This window comes from Exiguobacterium sp. S22-S28 (assembly GCF_043359615.1).
Taxonomy (GTDB): domain Bacteria; phylum Bacillota; class Bacilli; order Exiguobacteriales; family Exiguobacteriaceae; genus Exiguobacterium_A.
Genome location: NZ_JBHFFC010000027.1, coordinates 159,084 through 175,007 on the forward strand (window position 1 = coordinate 159,084; position 15,924 = coordinate 175,007).

Annotated in this window: 19 protein-coding genes; 7 read left to right on the forward strand and 12 right to left on the reverse strand. The window is 40.5% G+C overall.

What is annotated here, in order from left to right:
- Nucleotides 1–59 precede the first annotated feature (59 nt).
- Nucleotides 60–281, reverse strand: coding sequence for a DUF2188 domain-containing protein (locus tag ACHA8N_RS10950; RefSeq protein ID WP_393965729.1), 222 nt, complete (start codon nt 279–281; stop codon nt 60–62).
- 152 nt (nt 282–433) lie between these two features.
- On the opposite strand from ACHA8N_RS10950, the gene ACHA8N_RS10955 reads away from it, so the two are divergent.
- The gene (locus ACHA8N_RS10955) at nt 434–1,075 is read left to right on the forward strand and encodes a DUF3885 domain-containing protein (protein WP_393965730.1); all 642 of its coding nucleotides are present in this window, start codon (nt 434–436) and stop codon (nt 1,073–1,075) included.
- 4 nt (nt 1,076–1,079) lie between these two features.
- Here the strand turns inward: ACHA8N_RS10955 and lysS are convergent, their stop codons facing one another.
- The 5 genes from lysS to ACHA8N_RS10980 all read right to left on the reverse strand — a co-directional run bounded on the left by lysS (nt 1,080) and on the right by ACHA8N_RS10980 (nt 6,061).
- Entirely contained in the window at nt 1,080–2,639 is a 1,560-nt protein-coding gene (gene lysS, locus ACHA8N_RS10960; RefSeq protein ID WP_393965731.1) for a lysine--tRNA ligase, read from the reverse strand.
- A gap of 729 nt (nt 2,640–3,368) precedes the next feature.
- A complete protein-coding gene (locus tag ACHA8N_RS10965) occupies nt 3,369–3,635 on the reverse strand; it encodes a hypothetical protein (protein ID WP_393965732.1) in 267 nt (88 codons plus the stop codon).
- Nucleotides 3,636–3,656: 21 nt separating this feature from the next.
- Nucleotides 3,657–4,073 (reverse strand): hypothetical protein, encoded by a 417-nt coding sequence (locus ACHA8N_RS10970; protein ID WP_393965733.1) that lies wholly within the window; start codon nt 4,071–4,073, stop codon nt 3,657–3,659.
- A 74-nt stretch (nt 4,074–4,147) separates the two neighbouring features.
- Nucleotides 4,148–5,098: an SMI1/KNR4 family protein gene (locus tag ACHA8N_RS10975; protein WP_393965734.1), complete on the reverse strand. Its 951-nt coding sequence runs from the start codon at nt 5,096–5,098 to the stop codon at nt 4,148–4,150.
- 15 nt (nt 5,099–5,113) lie between these two features.
- Nucleotides 5,114–6,061: an SMI1/KNR4 family protein gene (locus ACHA8N_RS10980; protein ID WP_393965735.1), complete on the reverse strand. Its 948-nt coding sequence runs from the start codon at nt 6,059–6,061 to the stop codon at nt 5,114–5,116.
- 171 nt (nt 6,062–6,232) lie between these two features.
- On the opposite strand from ACHA8N_RS10980, the gene ACHA8N_RS10985 reads away from it, so the two are divergent.
- Nucleotides 6,233–7,138, forward strand: coding sequence for an EamA family transporter (locus ACHA8N_RS10985; protein ID WP_393965736.1), 906 nt, complete (start codon nt 6,233–6,235; stop codon nt 7,136–7,138).
- 14 nt (nt 7,139–7,152) lie between these two features.
- A complete protein-coding gene (locus tag ACHA8N_RS10990) occupies nt 7,153–7,617 on the forward strand; it encodes a hypothetical protein (RefSeq protein WP_393965737.1) in 465 nt (154 codons plus the stop codon).
- A gap of 82 nt (nt 7,618–7,699) precedes the next feature.
- On the opposite strand, the gene ACHA8N_RS10995 is transcribed toward ACHA8N_RS10990, so the two are convergent.
- The 3 genes from ACHA8N_RS10995 to ACHA8N_RS11005 all read right to left on the reverse strand — a co-directional run bounded on the left by ACHA8N_RS10995 (nt 7,700) and on the right by ACHA8N_RS11005 (nt 8,859).
- Nucleotides 7,700–8,176: a glutathione peroxidase gene (locus ACHA8N_RS10995; protein WP_393965738.1), complete on the reverse strand. Its 477-nt coding sequence runs from the start codon at nt 8,174–8,176 to the stop codon at nt 7,700–7,702.
- 74 nt (nt 8,177–8,250) lie between these two features.
- Nucleotides 8,251–8,469, reverse strand: coding sequence for a hypothetical protein (locus ACHA8N_RS11000; RefSeq protein WP_393965739.1), 219 nt, complete (start codon nt 8,467–8,469; stop codon nt 8,251–8,253).
- 90 nt (nt 8,470–8,559) lie between these two features.
- A complete protein-coding gene (locus ACHA8N_RS11005) occupies nt 8,560–8,859 on the reverse strand; it encodes a hypothetical protein (protein WP_393965740.1) in 300 nt (99 codons plus the stop codon).
- Between the two features lie 242 nt (nt 8,860–9,101).
- Here ACHA8N_RS11005 and ACHA8N_RS11010 point away from each other — a divergent pair, with 242 nt between their 5' ends.
- Nucleotides 9,102–10,073, forward strand: coding sequence for a DUF2268 domain-containing putative Zn-dependent protease (locus ACHA8N_RS11010; RefSeq protein ID WP_393965741.1), 972 nt, complete (start codon nt 9,102–9,104; stop codon nt 10,071–10,073).
- A 107-nt stretch (nt 10,074–10,180) separates the two neighbouring features.
- On the opposite strand, the gene ACHA8N_RS11015 is transcribed toward ACHA8N_RS11010, so the two are convergent.
- The gene (locus ACHA8N_RS11015) at nt 10,181–10,798 is read right to left on the reverse strand and encodes a hypothetical protein (RefSeq protein WP_393965742.1); all 618 of its coding nucleotides are present in this window, start codon (nt 10,796–10,798) and stop codon (nt 10,181–10,183) included.
- 267 nt (nt 10,799–11,065) lie between these two features.
- On the opposite strand from ACHA8N_RS11015, the gene ACHA8N_RS11020 reads away from it, so the two are divergent.
- Nucleotides 11,066–11,395: a hypothetical protein gene (locus ACHA8N_RS11020; RefSeq protein ID WP_393965743.1), complete on the forward strand. Its 330-nt coding sequence runs from the start codon at nt 11,066–11,068 to the stop codon at nt 11,393–11,395.
- A 467-nt stretch (nt 11,396–11,862) separates the two neighbouring features.
- Nucleotides 11,863–12,342 carry a DUF7878 domain-containing protein gene (locus ACHA8N_RS11025; RefSeq protein ID WP_393965744.1) on the forward strand — a complete coding sequence of 160 codons (480 nt, stop codon included), beginning with the start codon at nt 11,863–11,865 and terminating at the stop codon, nt 12,340–12,342.
- A gap of 478 nt (nt 12,343–12,820) precedes the next feature.
- Here ACHA8N_RS11025 and ACHA8N_RS11030 read toward each other — a convergent pair whose 3' ends face one another.
- Nucleotides 12,821–13,042, reverse strand: coding sequence for a helix-turn-helix transcriptional regulator (locus tag ACHA8N_RS11030; protein WP_393965749.1), 222 nt, complete (start codon nt 13,040–13,042; stop codon nt 12,821–12,823).
- 819 nt (nt 13,043–13,861) lie between these two features.
- Here ACHA8N_RS11030 and ACHA8N_RS11035 point away from each other — a divergent pair.
- Entirely contained in the window at nt 13,862–14,119 is a 258-nt protein-coding gene (locus tag ACHA8N_RS11035; RefSeq protein ID WP_393965745.1) for a helix-turn-helix transcriptional regulator, read from the forward strand.
- Between the two features lie 842 nt (nt 14,120–14,961).
- On the opposite strand, the gene ACHA8N_RS11040 is transcribed toward ACHA8N_RS11035, so the two are convergent.
- Nucleotides 14,962–15,924, reverse strand: a 963-nt coding sequence (locus ACHA8N_RS11040; protein ID WP_393965746.1) for a M23 family metallopeptidase, incomplete at its 5' end; no start/stop codon positions are given.

The following is a 15,924-nucleotide window of genomic DNA, read 5'->3' on the forward strand; positions in this document are numbered from 1 at the left end:
AGGACGGCTCAATGCACAATAAAAACACGTCCATTGAATGCGACGTGCTTCATACTTTCTTAACCTCTTGGAGGAAACGGATCATTGCCGTACGAATCCTTATCGCGGATCTGCCCTTCCTTATTGTGAATGATCAGCTCAACCTGTTGATTCTTCGCAATTTTCCGTCCTGCTGCGATGGCTTCTTTTTGTGTCGGAAACCGTTCCGTTGCTTTTGATGCCCCTTCCTCAATGACCTGATAACCGCTATCCGGATATAGTGTAATATGCTGATTCGCCATGAATTCACTTCCTTTTTAGTGGATCGTTTTATTCTGCTTCTATCCTTGTTACCCTTAACTAAAAGTCTTCATTCGTCTGGAGACAGTCTCCAGCCCATCGAAACCTTGTTCACTTAGCAGTACACGACAATCGCCCGGAGAGGAGCATTCGCATGAAGTTACACGATTATTTACAGACCCACTTTGACAATCCAGACGTACTAAAAGAATCGTTCGCGGAGCGTCCACTTACACTAAGTCTCGACTTGGAAAAAGAACTTTACCAAATACAACATAATTCAGACGAACTGAATATGGCGTATTTCGAGAAGGTCTATCAAAAATCCCTCACCTTATTTGAAGACCTGTTTCAGGAAGACGACCGTCTATATCTCGTTGTACGTGTCAGAAAAGACCGCCATTCTCCTCCGGCGAAAAGTACGGAGATTTTTGAGCGCTATCTCAAAAATAACAAGAATCGATACACGATTGAGTTTGAAAAAAAGAATGTCAGCGACGAGGAAGTCATTATTCAATACGCCCGCTTGTTACCGAACAGACAGGTCATTTATTATACAAAATTGCTTCAAGCAATCTGTAATCAGGACTTTCCTGAGTTGTATCCCCGCTTCAAATCGAGACAGACGTACTATCCTGAAATCTTTTTTGTGCATGCCGATCAAGATATCATCCTGCATATTTTTGACGACCGAGGCTGTTTTATCTTAACTAACAATGAACCGAGATTTGAGTTTTTGAAAGAACAGTATACATCTGATTTATCCGAAAGCTTTCCTAATCAACTTGAAGAGTAGTGAATCATTTGAGCCTATCTTGTGATAATCCTACTGTATCGATTAAATCAAATGATAAGAGCGAACAAAAACGCTCATGCCCGATAGCCTTTACAAGTAACGGAATCCGAGGACCAAAAGAGCTATCAATCGTCAATTCGTACAACATCGTCGAGCGAATCTTTTGCATCCGCATCGTTTCTTTCTTTTCTACTTGCCGAGTCAGACGATAGAAGACCGCCAGAACATCTTCTTCTCCCCGCACTGCTTCTGCGAAACGATTTAACCAGTCTTGTTCTTCCATCGAGTACGCCGCGAATTTTTGATCATTTCGCTGCTCGCGAATCCGAATCTGTCTTTCCGGACACCAACTTGTCACGAATTGGCGGGCACGCTCGACTTGAGCTGTAATTGTCTCGTCTGCCTCGTTGCATTCCAGTAATTGACGTAGTAACGGTTCATTAAAATCAACCATCGGACCAAGGGTCGTCCATTGCGAAAACGGAATCAGTTCGTTCTTCAAGTCCGCCTGACTCCAGCGTAAACTTTGTTGGATTTCTGGTGTTTGCCGTTCATAATGCATCACCATCCGCTCATATTCAGCGTAATGCCGTAACACATCTTCGTCTATTCCGATATGAAACGCATGCTCTGGTCGGTGTTTTGCGAATAGGAATAAGATTTGATGAGCCGGATAGACCTGCAGCAAATCTTGTGGTGTTAACCCTCCACCACTCGAACTCGACATTTTCTTCGTTTCTCCTTTTAATCGAATGAATTCGTACGGGAGATACAATGGAGGTTCCACACCAAAAATTTCACGTGCAATCTCGGATGAGACGACATAACTTCCGTTTGCCGCGGAATGATCTTTCCCACCCGGTTCAAAATCAACACCCTCCATTGCCCAACGCATCGCCCAATCGACTTTCCAGTTCAATTTCGTTTGATGGTTGCTACGCATATCAATCGTCTCATACCACCCGCATCTACACCGATAGTCGTATGTCGCTTCATGATCGTCAAACGACTCGATTGTCGTTGCATCCGTCCCGCAAGCCGTACAGTAGACGGAAGCTGGAAAATAACTTACCCGCTCCGCTTCAGAAGGAGTAGCTGATTTATATCGCATCAAGATTTCATAAATTGCGTGACGTTCCCGAAAAGCGTGTAGAATCAACGCCGCATATCGTCCCGACCGATATTCGGCGTGTTGGTACCGGTATTCCGGTTCCATCTGAAACAATCGCAACGTTTTCTCGAACATTTCCTCAAAATGACGTGCATATGAACCTTCACCTGTTGGTGCCGGTGTCTCACTGTACGGCCGTCCCAAATAACGATCATGCCCTACGATATCAGCCGGAACTTTCCGGAAGCGGTCGTAATCATCCCACGAGAATAAAAATTGGACGTCTTTTCCTAAGTCCCGTAACGCCTGAACGACGAAGTAGGTGGTCACGACCTCCCGAAAATTACCGATGTGAACCGGTCCCGACGGACTGATTCCTGCTGCACACACATACTTTTGTTTTTCCGGATTTCTTGTAATAATGGCACGTGCGGTTTCTTCTGCCCAATGCATATTGATTCCTCCTGAGTTCGGCAAAAAAGCTGATTTCCGCCGTTTAGTTTTCACTAAAGGACGAGAATCAGCTTCCCGTGGTACCACCTTTGTTCGTTGACCTGTCACCAGATCAACCTTTACATGTACAAACATACACGCTCTCGATAATGGGAGAATCCATCGTAGCATCATCCAGTTGGAATCCGTACGAAGCTCAGAGGCTTTTTTCAGATTGAAACCCGGTCATCCGCTCTCACCAGTTCGGACTCGCTTGGCACCGTCAGTTTCTTCCTACTCTTCTCTTCACAGCCATGTCTATTTGATTTTGATCAGCATACAAATAATGGAGATAGATTGTCAATCTTTTTTCAGTTACTTTGATAGATTGTCTTATCAAGTTTCCGTTTTACTTTTTAATTTTAGTTAAAATATATATCAAAAATCCGGTGATACTCCCTAAATAGAAATCACCGGATTTTTTTGATTTGCTCGTTAATTGGTTTTATTTCAATTGTTTTTAAATCCGTTTTTTATTTCGTTCATACCCCATAACCCAACCGTGTAATAACATTCCGATAATCCCCCATAAGATCATTATTAATCCGATAAGTGTCAAAACTACTTTCAAAAATGGAATCATTTCCGTATTTGACAAAAAACGCATGAATATGATGCCGGCTACCGTTAACATTAATAAAAAATTAAAATTCTTTACCATTTCATTTCACTCCATCTCAAGAAATAAGTTTATTCGACCGATTTTTTTGTTTCTAGAAACTCTTGTTTTTGCGCTTGTTGTTTCACGTCTTCGTTCCACCAGCCATTAATGAAAAACGTACATCCAACAATCAGTGCACCAATCGGGAAATATTTCAGATAATAGTCATCGAGCGACTCACCGGCAAAATTCGGTGACAGCTCGATGTAGGCACTGAACAGTTGAACGATGAAAAACAAGAAAAAGCTGACAATCAAAGCCCATGTGCCGTAACGATAATTTGGATTCTTCAACATGTGTATTCCTCCTGTATTGAGTTATTTTAATCTGATTTCGCCGTCACCGGCTGTCCCTTCACCTGTATCATCACGAACGATATAGTCGATGTCATAAACACCTGCAGGAATGACACCGGCCTTGACTTTTCTCTTCAGCGTCACCGTTGTATGCGGTTGAACTTCCTTCGACAACCGTTTCGGCTCGACTTCTTCGTACGAGTCGTAGACGACATTTTGCGTATCGTGCTTGCGGACCTTTACATTGAGCAGATGACCGGCACGAGAGACAACTTTTACCGGATAATCGCCTGTGTTCGTCAGTTTGTATTCAAATACAAATCCGTCTTTGACGCTTCCTGTATAGCCGGTTTCGACCGACTGACTGCTCGGTTTCATGTCGAGGGACATACATCCGGCTAAACTGAATAACAATGGGATAATCAGTAGTTTTTTCATTTCCATTCCTCCTTTTCGCATGCATTTCAAAAGAGTGGAAGAAATGAAGATGCTCCTTGAACGTAATGCTTTGCTTATTCCCAGCCTGGTAACGGACGCGGTAACTGGTCCGCAAAGGCCCGGTAGCCGTCATAGGTCAATCCTTGACGTTGTGGATTGTCATTTCGAATCAGTGGATCACCGGTTTCTTCTTCATTTCTAAAAAATCGTGATTCCGTCTGCAGGACATGGATAGAAGAATACTGAAACCGTCGATCTGCAAGTAACTCCCGGACATCTTCAATCAGCTTTTTAAGACGCGGTCCATCGTTATATTTTGACATCAACTGCTCTTTTCGAGACTTGCCTTCATAAATCGAGACGGTATAGTAGGAACCGGATTTTGCGATTGGATATTCGATTTCGACCCGAACGGACTCGACGAACTTAATCGGCAACGGTGGCTTAACGTCTTCTTCCGGAGTCTCTTCGTCGACGAAATAATTGTCCTTCTCAATGATGAAGTCTTTAAATTCCCAAAACACGTCCCCTTGGGCGATGATTGAATACTCAAGGAACGTGCCGAAGTTTTGGCCGATTGGATCGGCGTCCTCAGTTGTTCCCTCATGATACTTCCAGTACATATAAGGTGTGTCTTCTGTTTTAGCATGTTCCGTATGAATTAAGAGATATCCTTCATTGACTTCACCAATCACCCAAAAATAATCAAAATCTTCATCAATAAGACCATCTTCTTTTGCTTCTATTGTCGATTCGATTACTTTATCAAGAGAATACAACACTAGCCCAAGACCGTCGTCAAGAATAAACAGATCCGCTCCGTCATGCAGTTCAAGAAACGTTTGGTATTCGCCCGGCAGTTTTTGATTGAATTCGGCTTCGAATGCCGCAAGCGATGCTGCCGTCACCGGTTCCGGAAAATTGAATTTTGCCTGACCGATTTCATTGTACTTCCGTTGAATGAAAGTTGATCCGTGATTGATTTTCTGCTGAAGCCCACCGATTACTGCTGCGATTTGATTCATATCATTCTCTCCCTATCATGCTTTTTCCCAGCCTGGTAATGGACGCGGCAAATCATTAACAAAGGCCTGGTAACCGTCATACTGCATGATTTGGGTTTGCGGATGTTCGACGCGTTTCGCGATCTGTTCACCGGATGCATCTTCGTTTTGCCAAATCAGTGCTTCTTTTTGGAAAACGACGATTTCAGAGTAGTAGTACCCAGGCTCGTCCAACTTACCTAATAGATAACGATGGATTTGTTTAAAATTATCAAACCCGTTCGATTTCGACCACAACTGGGCTTTGTCTTTATCGTATGTATAAAAAACGACGGTAAAACCTCCCCGGCGGTAAATCGGATACTCAATTTCAATCCGGACCCGTTCCTCGGACGCAATCGGTACACCCGCCTGCACTTGCTCCGTCTCTTCTTCGACGTAGTAATCATCTTCCCGGACATCAAAAATGTTAAATTCCCAGTACATGTCGCCTTGCGCGATAATCGACCGTTCAAAGAATGTCCCGAAGTTTTGACCGATGGCATCGGTGTCCTCGGTTGACCCTTCGTGATACTTCCAGTACATGTAGGGTGTATCTTCGGTTTTTGCATGATCCGTATGAATCAGAAGATACCCTTCGTTCACTTCACCGATGATCCAGTAATGATCATAGTCTTCATCAATCAGACCGTCTTCCTTGGCTTCAATCGTCTTTTCGATCACTTCCTCAAGCGGGTACAAGACTAGCCCCTCGTCGCCTAACATAAACAGTTTCGCTCCGTCATGCAGTTCGAGAAATGTCTGGTATTCGCTTGGTAACGGTTGCTTGAACTCGGTTTGGAACGCTTGAAGTGTTTCCGGTTTAACCGGTTTTGGTAGATGGAACGTAGCCTGGCCGATTGAATTGTAACTGCGCTGGATGAACGTTGATCCATGGTTGATTTTCTGTTTGAGTCCATCGAGGACAACTGCGATTTGATTCATAATATCCATCCTTTTGTTTCTCTATGTATGAGCCGTCTTGCCTTATCTTCCTTTAGTCTACCATTTTACCAATAATTTGGTCGATTCTTCCTTCCTGTTTCTGTGGTATCCTTTTTCTAATCAAAACAATGTCTTGGGAATGGGATATATGTACTCACTTGGAGGTGAACCATGCAAAAACAATCTTCGATGTTGCTGATTTTACTGGCCGCAATGCTGTGGGGAACGACCGGCACGTCACAAGCCTTTGCGCCGGAAGCCGCTCATCCGATTGCGATTGGCGCCGTTCGTTTAGCGGTCGGTGGATTATTTTTACTCAGTCTCGTCTTATTGACCGGAAAGTTGACGCTGAAAGATTGGCCGTTGCCCACGATTTTTCTTGCTGCGCTCAGCATGGCCGCCTATCAGCCGTTGTTCTTTTCCGCTGTCCTGATGACCGGTGTCGCGGTCGGCACGGTCGTCGCGATTGGCAGTGCGCCGATTTTTTCCGGAGTGATTGAATGGCTTGTCTTAAGAAATCGACCGGGCATCATTTGGTGGCTGTCGACATTGCTTTCGATTGCCGGTTGTTTACTGTTAGTCATGAATCAAGCATCTGTCTCGGTCGATCCATTCGGGATCGTACTCGCACTCGGTGCCGGAATGTCCTTTGCCGTCTACACGTTTGTCAGCCGGGACTTAGTGAAAGCACACCCTCCGCTATCCGTCGTCGCAGTCGTGTTTACACTCAGTGCTCTCTTGTTATCGCCACTGTTATTCCTGTTTGATCTGTCATGGGTCTTCAGTCTGCGCGGCGCCGGCATCAGTCTGCATCTTGGTGTTCTCGCAACAGGTATCGCCTACTTATTGTTTGCACGAGGTCTTGCGCACGTCTCGTCTTCGACAGCCGTCACACTCTCTCTTGGTGAACCGTTGACTGCTGCCCTGCTCGGCGTCTTTGTCCTCGGGGAAACACTCAGTCTGTTATCGTGGGTCGGCATTTCGCTTTTATTTTTCGGAATCGGACTACTCGTCTGGTCATCGCGTTCGACACGACAGCCGGACATCCTCGAACTCGCCAAGAAAAAACACTCTTAAGGAGGGAATCAGTCATGCATATCACATTCGAGAAACTGACGTACCGGGAAGACTATCAAATTGCGCTTGATCACTTTATAATCGATCGGGCCAATGGCAATCGATTAACGTTTTACTTCCGCGGTCATACGGACGAAACCATGATTATCAGCGGTGATTACGCCTGCAATTATTTTGAACTGTCGTTTGAAGCAGACAGCGTTCTGCTTCGATCGTCGGATTTGCATGAACTGGATGACGGGGTGGAGTTTAATACGGTTCCGCTCGTCCTGTATCAGGACTCGGCACTTCTGACCTTTGCGACGGCCTGGATGGGGTTGAAGCGGGACCCGTCGCGAGACTGGACGCATTACGCCATTCGAGCCTTCGAACAGGACTTTCATATCCTGTCCCCGCGTCCGCCCGTTTTTACGGACCTCGGTCATAAGATGAGTGACTATATCGTTAAACAGACGTTCGATCCGCCAACGAATATTTGATAAAAAAAGCCCTACCTCGCCAAAGGTAGGGTGATGCGACTCGTCTCGCCCGACGGCTTGCGCCGGACGGGACGTGGTTTCATTATACATAGCGCACCAGTGTTTTTTCAATCGTCTGGATCGAATCAACCGGCGCAAATCGTTTAACAACCCGCCCTTGACGATCAACGAGAAACTTCGTGAAGTTCCATTTGATGTTCGACGATAATAGACCACCCTGTTGCTGTTTCAAGTACGTATATAACCGATGTTCCGTCGGTCCGTTGACGTCAATCTTCTGAAACATCGGAAACGTCACACCGTAATTCCGCTGACAAAACTGCATCGTTTCTTTCGAATCGGCGAATTCCTGATTGTTGAACTGGTCACATGGAAATCCAAGGACCTTGACGCCTTGATCCGTATACTTGTCATACAACCGTTGCAGGTCTCCGAGCTGACCGACGAGCCCGCATTTGCTGGCTGTATTGACGATGAGAAGTACCTCTCCCGCGTAATCTTGTAATGAAACGGTCTGTCCGGTTGCATCTTTCACCTCAATCTCATAGAGCGATGGCATTCCGTCGCACCCCCTTTGCCGTCAGTATACGCCGCAAAAAAAACTCCGTCTTTTTTGAACATGCAACCCATTGCTTACCAGATGGATTCTTCGCGGTCACTCAACTTAACGACAAACGGCATGATCAGTAAAAAGAACAGGCTGACGTATCCGAGTGATAGAAAATGTTGTGTATCTTTTGAAAGATACTGCTTCTCACCACAGTTCGGGCAATCCTTGCCATGCTTCGCAAAACCAACCGCCAGTACTTCTCTCGTCTTCCACTTGTAGTCACAATTCGTGCATCTTACCATTTCATCATCCCCTTTCCTCTTTTTACCTGTTTTTTCAAGCAAAGGTTTCATGATTTGGACGATTTTATTGAGTGTATCAGCGAAATACGCTCATTTCTTAGCCTTTAGTCTTTTCTCTACTTCCTGAAACGCTTTGATCCAATCCTGAAAATCATCTTCTACATGAAAATACTCGGTCGGGCTATTTTTCAAATCCATCCCATAGACTGTCGTCAGACAATGGAAAACAGCCAACTGATCCTTTGTCAGCGCACGATTTTCTTTTTCCTCACTCCATTCCATCTCCGTCATCTGTTCATACGCCCAATCCGACACTTCTTCCCGTGTCAGCTGATTTTCTAAAACCATTTCCAACTTTGTGATGATTTCACTGATTTGAACGTTCTCCATTACACCAACTCCTACCGAGCATTCTTCCTGAATTGTATCGTGAATTTGTTATTTCCCGTTTCTTTTTTTGTAAAAAAACGGAATATATGAAACCTCATCCGATAGTGAACGTAAAAAATATAACAATGTATCACTCTAGCAAAAGGAATACCGCAGAAGCGTTCAATCCTGCGTTTATGATGAGAATATACATTAAAAATATGGTGTATTTTTACATAAATTAAAAAATGGAGGTCATCCCGTTGAAAAAAGTAATCGTTCCTTTGCTTTGTGTCCCGTTCCTTCTGTTATCCGCATGTTCAGATGAAAAAGAAAAAGCAGTGACTCATGAAGAATCCACAGCTTTTCGACCGGAAACCATAAAGATTGGCAAAGACAGTAAACTGACAATCGTACCACTGTACGCGCCGTATCAAACATATTTGAAGGCATCGCTTAAGAAAGATGACTCAGAGATGGACGTAAAAAATTATGCAAAGTATGTCCTCGGCTACATCGACGCGATTGGGGAGCAGGAGAACTTCAACACAAACAGCTTAAAGAGCTTTTTCACGTTGCAATCGACAATCAATGAGCAAGATCTGCTCGATCGTACGAATGAATTGACGAAACGGCATGACGAAATCAAAGAAATCATTACGAACAGCTACATTGCTTCCCATAAGGTTCTCCCTAAAAAGAACAGCACGATTTTCATCGCACCATCCAACCCGGAATTTTGGTCGATGATTGATCCGCTAGAAGGGGTCGGTGGAGCCGCTTTTAAGGATTCCATCATCTTTAATCTAAATCCCGACTTCGATAAGGACGTGCTTGCCTATACGGTCGCACACGAATACCATCACCTGGTCCTGAATGATACACCCGAGTTAAGTTCAATCGATACGTCCCTCGACTCTGTCATCTTCGAAGGGAAGGCGGATGCCTTTGCCGATCGCATCATTAAAGATGTCACACCACCGTGGGATAAACCAATCGATGAAGCAGCGAAGAAACATGTAGCGCGTCTGATTCAAAATGGTGAAGCCAATTATCAGGACATTACAATGGGGAACAGTCAAAAAGACATTCCTTTATGGAGCCGTTACTCTTTAGGTCGCGATATCTTAACGCATCATCTAAAGGCCAACCCTGATCTCGCCATCAAAACATGGACGTATGAAGAAAATGAGGACATTTTAGAGGGTTATAAGTACCAAGATCTTCTTGAATGATGAGTAAGTAGGATACTAGTTAAAAAATCAAAGATTCAATTGAGTCAGGTACGATGAATACAAAAAAATATCTTTGCAAGATGCTTTCTTAATCGACGAGTCTGCTCTTACCTTACCTTTGATAATTGCTGAATTGTATTTTCGATAATGTCGAGAGAATTCGGAATATGAATCCATCTTTCCATCTCCTCGTCAAAATAAAGTCCTTGTTCTCGCATGTTTTTTTTATTGTTCACTTCATCAAATTCTAAAATTTGATTCAGATTTTGATCGGCTTTCTCAAAGTCATCGAACGGTCCTGAGCCATAATAAAAGAGTAAGTCTTCTTTTGTATATCCTTCTAATTCTAGAATCTTTTCTTCCATTAATTCGAGCGGACGTATGCGGGCTCTCGCGTAATCGATGATCGTCGGATAAACGTTAAATGTGATGTCATGTTCTAAAAATCGTTCCGAATACCATTCCCAAATCCATTTCCACTTACAAATGAAATACACGATGTATTCTACTTGTGATGTTTCTTCCAGCTCATGCATTTCGTAAGATAATGTGATGGTGTCTTGTTCCAGTTCAAATTCAATAATAAATTCACCATTCCTATTTTCATCTTCCAAAAGTTCATTGATTCGTAAATCATTTAGTTCAAGATAGTCCAACAATGGAACTGGTAGCTGCGCTTCTTCGCGAAATAAAACGCTAATATTTTTAATCACTTCGATTGTCATTTAGAACCCCCAAAAGGAATCAAGCAAGATAATCTTGCTTGATTTCAGAAGTTTTATTACTATTAAACTTAATCTCAATTATTATACAAATTATCATATTATTTTCTCTAATTTTAGTTGAACGACCTAGTGTTTGAGACTATTTAAAAACTTCTGGTAGTCTTTCTCTTTTGTATTGCGATATCTTAAACGTCGACTGACCCGAGTAGTTAATACGATACAACTCATGGTCTATCGATTAATAATTTTATACAACGAGGTGATCAGATGACATATGTATGCCCAGTTTGCGGCTATGATAAATTGGACGAACCTTCTTATTACTCTAACAATGACGCATCCTACGAACTTTGTAGTTGCTGCGGTTTTCAATTTGGAGTAGATGATGATGTAGAAATTAACGAGGGTCAATTTTTGACGAGAATAGAAGCTCATACTCTTTATCGAAATAACTGGATTGAAGATGGTGCAAAAGTATTTAGTGCTTATGCCTTTGAACCTAGTTCAAATGAAAACGAACCTTTAGAAAAAAATCTTTTGATAAAACAACTAAAAATGATCCATGTATATATAGATAGGGAAGATATACATCAGTAGTTGAATGAAATCTTTTTAATGGTTTCACCATCTCCAAACCCCTTATATATCTACCTACCGTGGGATAGTTCGCCCCAACGATAGGTAGATATATTGCAACTATTGAGCCTTTCGATTCAATAACGATACATGTCCGTATTCTCTCTCCGATATTCAAATCACGCTCATCTGTCAATAATAAAAGTCTCCATATGGAAGAACGCACATAGATAAATTTTATCATTTGTTTATCAGGTTCTTTCATCATAAGTTAGCAATAATTATCAAAAATTGATTAAGCGAATTGACTATACTGAAGAAGAAATCAATACAAACGAGGAGAGATTCAATTGATTATCGAAATGTGTACGTCTATTATCTCTGAAATCGTACGTAATATCGTTTTCTCGATGTCCTTCAAGCCACGTCAGAAGAAAAACGATTCAGGAAGTAACTAAAGCATCTTTGAAAGGATTTGACGGTAAAATATGAGTAGTACCCCTAATCAAGTAATGTTTGCTTATACATTTTTAAATCAACCTGCTGCTCTTTCAAATCGTTCTGCAAAGGATATCCCAGCCATTCTTTCAATCGAAGCATCGTTCACCATAACAATGAACGATGACATTTATTTAGAAACGTCATTGTCCATTTTAGAGTTTTACAAATCACTCTATCGTTGGAAAGAAAAAATAACAGAAACGTCAGTCCCTGAGTTTCATTATTACTCAGTTGAATTTGATGCAAACGAAACAGGAGCCATTATTTCGATGATTCCCTTTTCTAATCGAGGTCGTATTAAATCCATATGGGGTGAACATGATCGATATAATGTATTTCCGTTAGACATGTTAGTTTCATCCTTACTTGACCTAGAACAGAGGCTAAAGTCAGACATTGAAACATACTTCAATGTTCAGTTAGATAAGTTCATTCACCACATTCCATATACTTTATTAGACGAATGAATTTCTAATCAAATTTTGTATATTAAATGTTTTTTATGAACTGCACCCCATCAAGTAGACAGACAAAATAAAGCAAAAATTTCAAACGACTTATGTCTTAAATTTTAAGGGACTTAAACCATTTAAAAGTTGTTGCAATCAACCTTCGTTGTAGAATTGAATACGATATTGAATCGATTGTTCATTCAGATTCGTCTCTTGAGCGTAATGATAACCAGTCCTTGAACGATGAAAATTAGTGGAATCAGCAATCCAATAAAGTTTCTATAATCTACGAAGCTCAAATGAATGATATGCCGGTGGTATATCTCAATTAACAAAAAGCCAATCGGAAATAAAGGGAACGAATAAGTATAGGCGGTCGAAGTAATCCGTTGTCCTCGTTCGTCCTTCCCTTCCTTCCCGAAACTGAACTTTAAGCAAACAAACAAGCATATTAGAAAAATCGGTATCAATATGATATTTATCATCATTCTCCTCACTCTCCCTCTCGCGTGTATTGAAAGACGTCGTTGATATCCCTGCCAAACAAATAGGCAATCTCAAATGCCAGTATCAGTGATGGGCTATAGCGGTTACCTTCCAGAGAAATAATGGTCTGTCTGCTGACACCCACCCTCTCAGCCAGTTCCTTCTGCGACCATCCTTTCTCGGCTCTCAGGACGGAAAGTCTGTTCCCGATGATTCCCTCACTCTTGATGCCCAAGTTATCTCCCCTCTCAAATATCCATAATATCCCTACACATAAATAGTAAAGTTTTTTTGACTTAAAGTAAAGTTTTTTTGACATACAGGCTATATGTGTCTGTTCCTCGTCCCGTGAATGATTTTATCGAATAATCTTACATACGTTCTAATCATTGTTACTTCATCAAAAATTTAAATCAATCACTTTTTGTTATGAGACCACGTACTGTCTCGTACCACATTACTCAGTCTGTATCTTTCAACGATCTTTAATGTATCCTTTCAGGAATTAGGACTATATCCAATTTTTCTGATAATACCATTTCCGTACAAAAAAATTCCTTTATCTTTTGGAGCAATAAAGGAATCACTATTTCACTTCTTTCTTCCGCCACCAAAAAAGATATACGTCACGAAAAGAATAAGCGTCATCGTTAGTGCTCCGAAGACGATTTTGAATGTTCCATCCGGAAGCAGTTTCGATATATAAAGCAACGTCATTAATAAAGAGAAAGTCAGATGATTACTTCTCATCTGAGAAGTGAGCTTATTCCAGTTTAAAAATACTAAGAGTATTGCTACAGGAGCTAAGAGTACAGTAATGAAAAAAAATGGAACGTTTTTCATATAAGAAGGTGTTTTAATTTTTTCCCGCAATTTCACCACTCCTTGTATTAAATCTCTCCATTTTTTGTGTACTTTTACAAGAATCCATTCATCATATTATAAAAAGACTAGGGATCTTTTAAAGAGTACCGATTTAGTAGATATCATCACTTTGATTTTTCGTAATATATTTTTGACAAAATGTAAAAATATATTACAGTTGAACATGAGTATAGAGTATGAAAACAAAAATGAATGGTGGTCAATTGAATTGAATAAGAATGGTGTACTAGTTAATAATTTATTCATTCTTAGGACAGAAAGAAAAATATCACAAAAAGAATTAGCCTATCAAGTCGGGGTCAGTAGGCAAACCATTGCTTCAATAGAAGCAAATCGATATAATCCGTCCTTGATTTTAGCCTTTGAAATTTCAGCTTTTTTTAACAAGGAAATTTATGAAGTATTTCAGTACAAACTATAACAGGAGTTGATTAGATGCTTAATGTATTCGTTTCTATTATTTCATTTTTAGGACTTATTAGTTTTATCTTCGTCATTCTTTTCGTGAATAAAGAAGGTAATGACGAGAGAGGAGATAAAATACTAGGAAGAGCAGGTATGGTAGGATTTCTCTCTTTTTTACTTGGATATAATCTGATTTTTTTAGCAAATATTCTTCTCGAATTAACTAGCATGCAATATACATTTTCCTTAGCCTGCCTGTTAGCTCTTGTTCTCCTATCTTATAGTAGTTCAATTTTCATTCTAAGAAAGAAATATTAATTCACAATAAGACCTGTCACTCCAGTTAAACTTTTTTTCAGTACTGGACCTAGTTTTTTTAAGATGTAAACGAGAGAACTACTTTTTTCGTAAACGTATGTTTATCAACTACTATATCTGCTAATTTCAGTACTAGCTTCATCGCACCTAAAATACATACATATGAACATACAAAGTATGATTGATTCTTGATCCGAGCTTATTTTCTCCTTAAAGCTCCATGCCCTGTGTCGCAAGGAGCAGATCCGTAAATCTAATGATTGAAACCTTTCACTGCTCCAAAGATAATGACGAGCAGTCCCTTTTCCGCAGCGGATCCGTCCACTGCGGTCTTCTTTTCTCCATTGGCCTTGAGACATTCGATTGTCTATATAAGCACGACACTATTTAAGATAACCGCGCGGATGAGAAGCTACGCCTAATCAATAGTTGATTAAAAAAAGGAAACGACCTTTTCCAAGATTGTTTCCTTCATGATGGAGCTGTCATTAGTGTTTTAACATTCATTTTTAAAGTGTTGTACTTAATTCAACAATCCATCTATTTAAAAAATGCTCCAATCCTTCTATATATAGATGAAAAGATTGCAGGTGACGAAGATGCATTTTCTCCCTTATCTATAACGTCCAGTTTTTTACTTCTTTGTTCAACAAAATAATCTTTAGGATAAACATAGTCTCCTTGGACTGGACTATCCTCGCCAAATTGAATATTTAAAGATATAGCGTACATAACATTTTTTGCATCCATAACTTGAAAATGAATGTGAGGCTCTGTAGAGTTTCCAGAGTTGCCACACAACCCTAGTTTTTGACCTGTTATTACCATATCCCCTTTTTTTACATCAATAGAGAATTGTTTGAAATGCGCAATCAAACTATATTCATTATTTTTATGCTCAATAACTATGTAATTTCCTAGGGGTTCATTTTCTTTGACAACTCCTGGAGCATTGTCTAGTACATCGTTTATTACTTTAATTACTCTTCCATCAAGTGGTGCAAGGATTTCTTTGTTAAATGCAAAGAAATTTTCATTCTTATTTGCCTCTTTTGTAAATGTCAATCCATTCTCGATCACTACTAAATCATATGCATATCTTTGATTTTCAAATGGATAATGATAATTTAAAAATTCATTCGTCCCACCCCAAAAAACATACCACTTGTCTTTTATAGGCATTGTATAGATGTTATCCGTAAATTGATTATCACTTTCTGGATAATGAAGAAAAGGTTTTAATAATAGACGCTGTATTACATTATGCTTATCAAAGATTACATCTATAGATTTTTTTCTTTTATCGTCTACCCAAACATATTGAGCATAATCTGGAGAAATATGATTAGAATGTAAAAGATAAAGTTCTCTTATATCTTTTTTGAAATTCGAGACAAGATCTATAAAATCATCTAAAGAAATTAAGTTGTGAAACTCTTTAACGGTTGATTTATAGATGTGCTTTGGATCTTCAAAAAGAAACGCTTCACAAAAGTTGTTAGG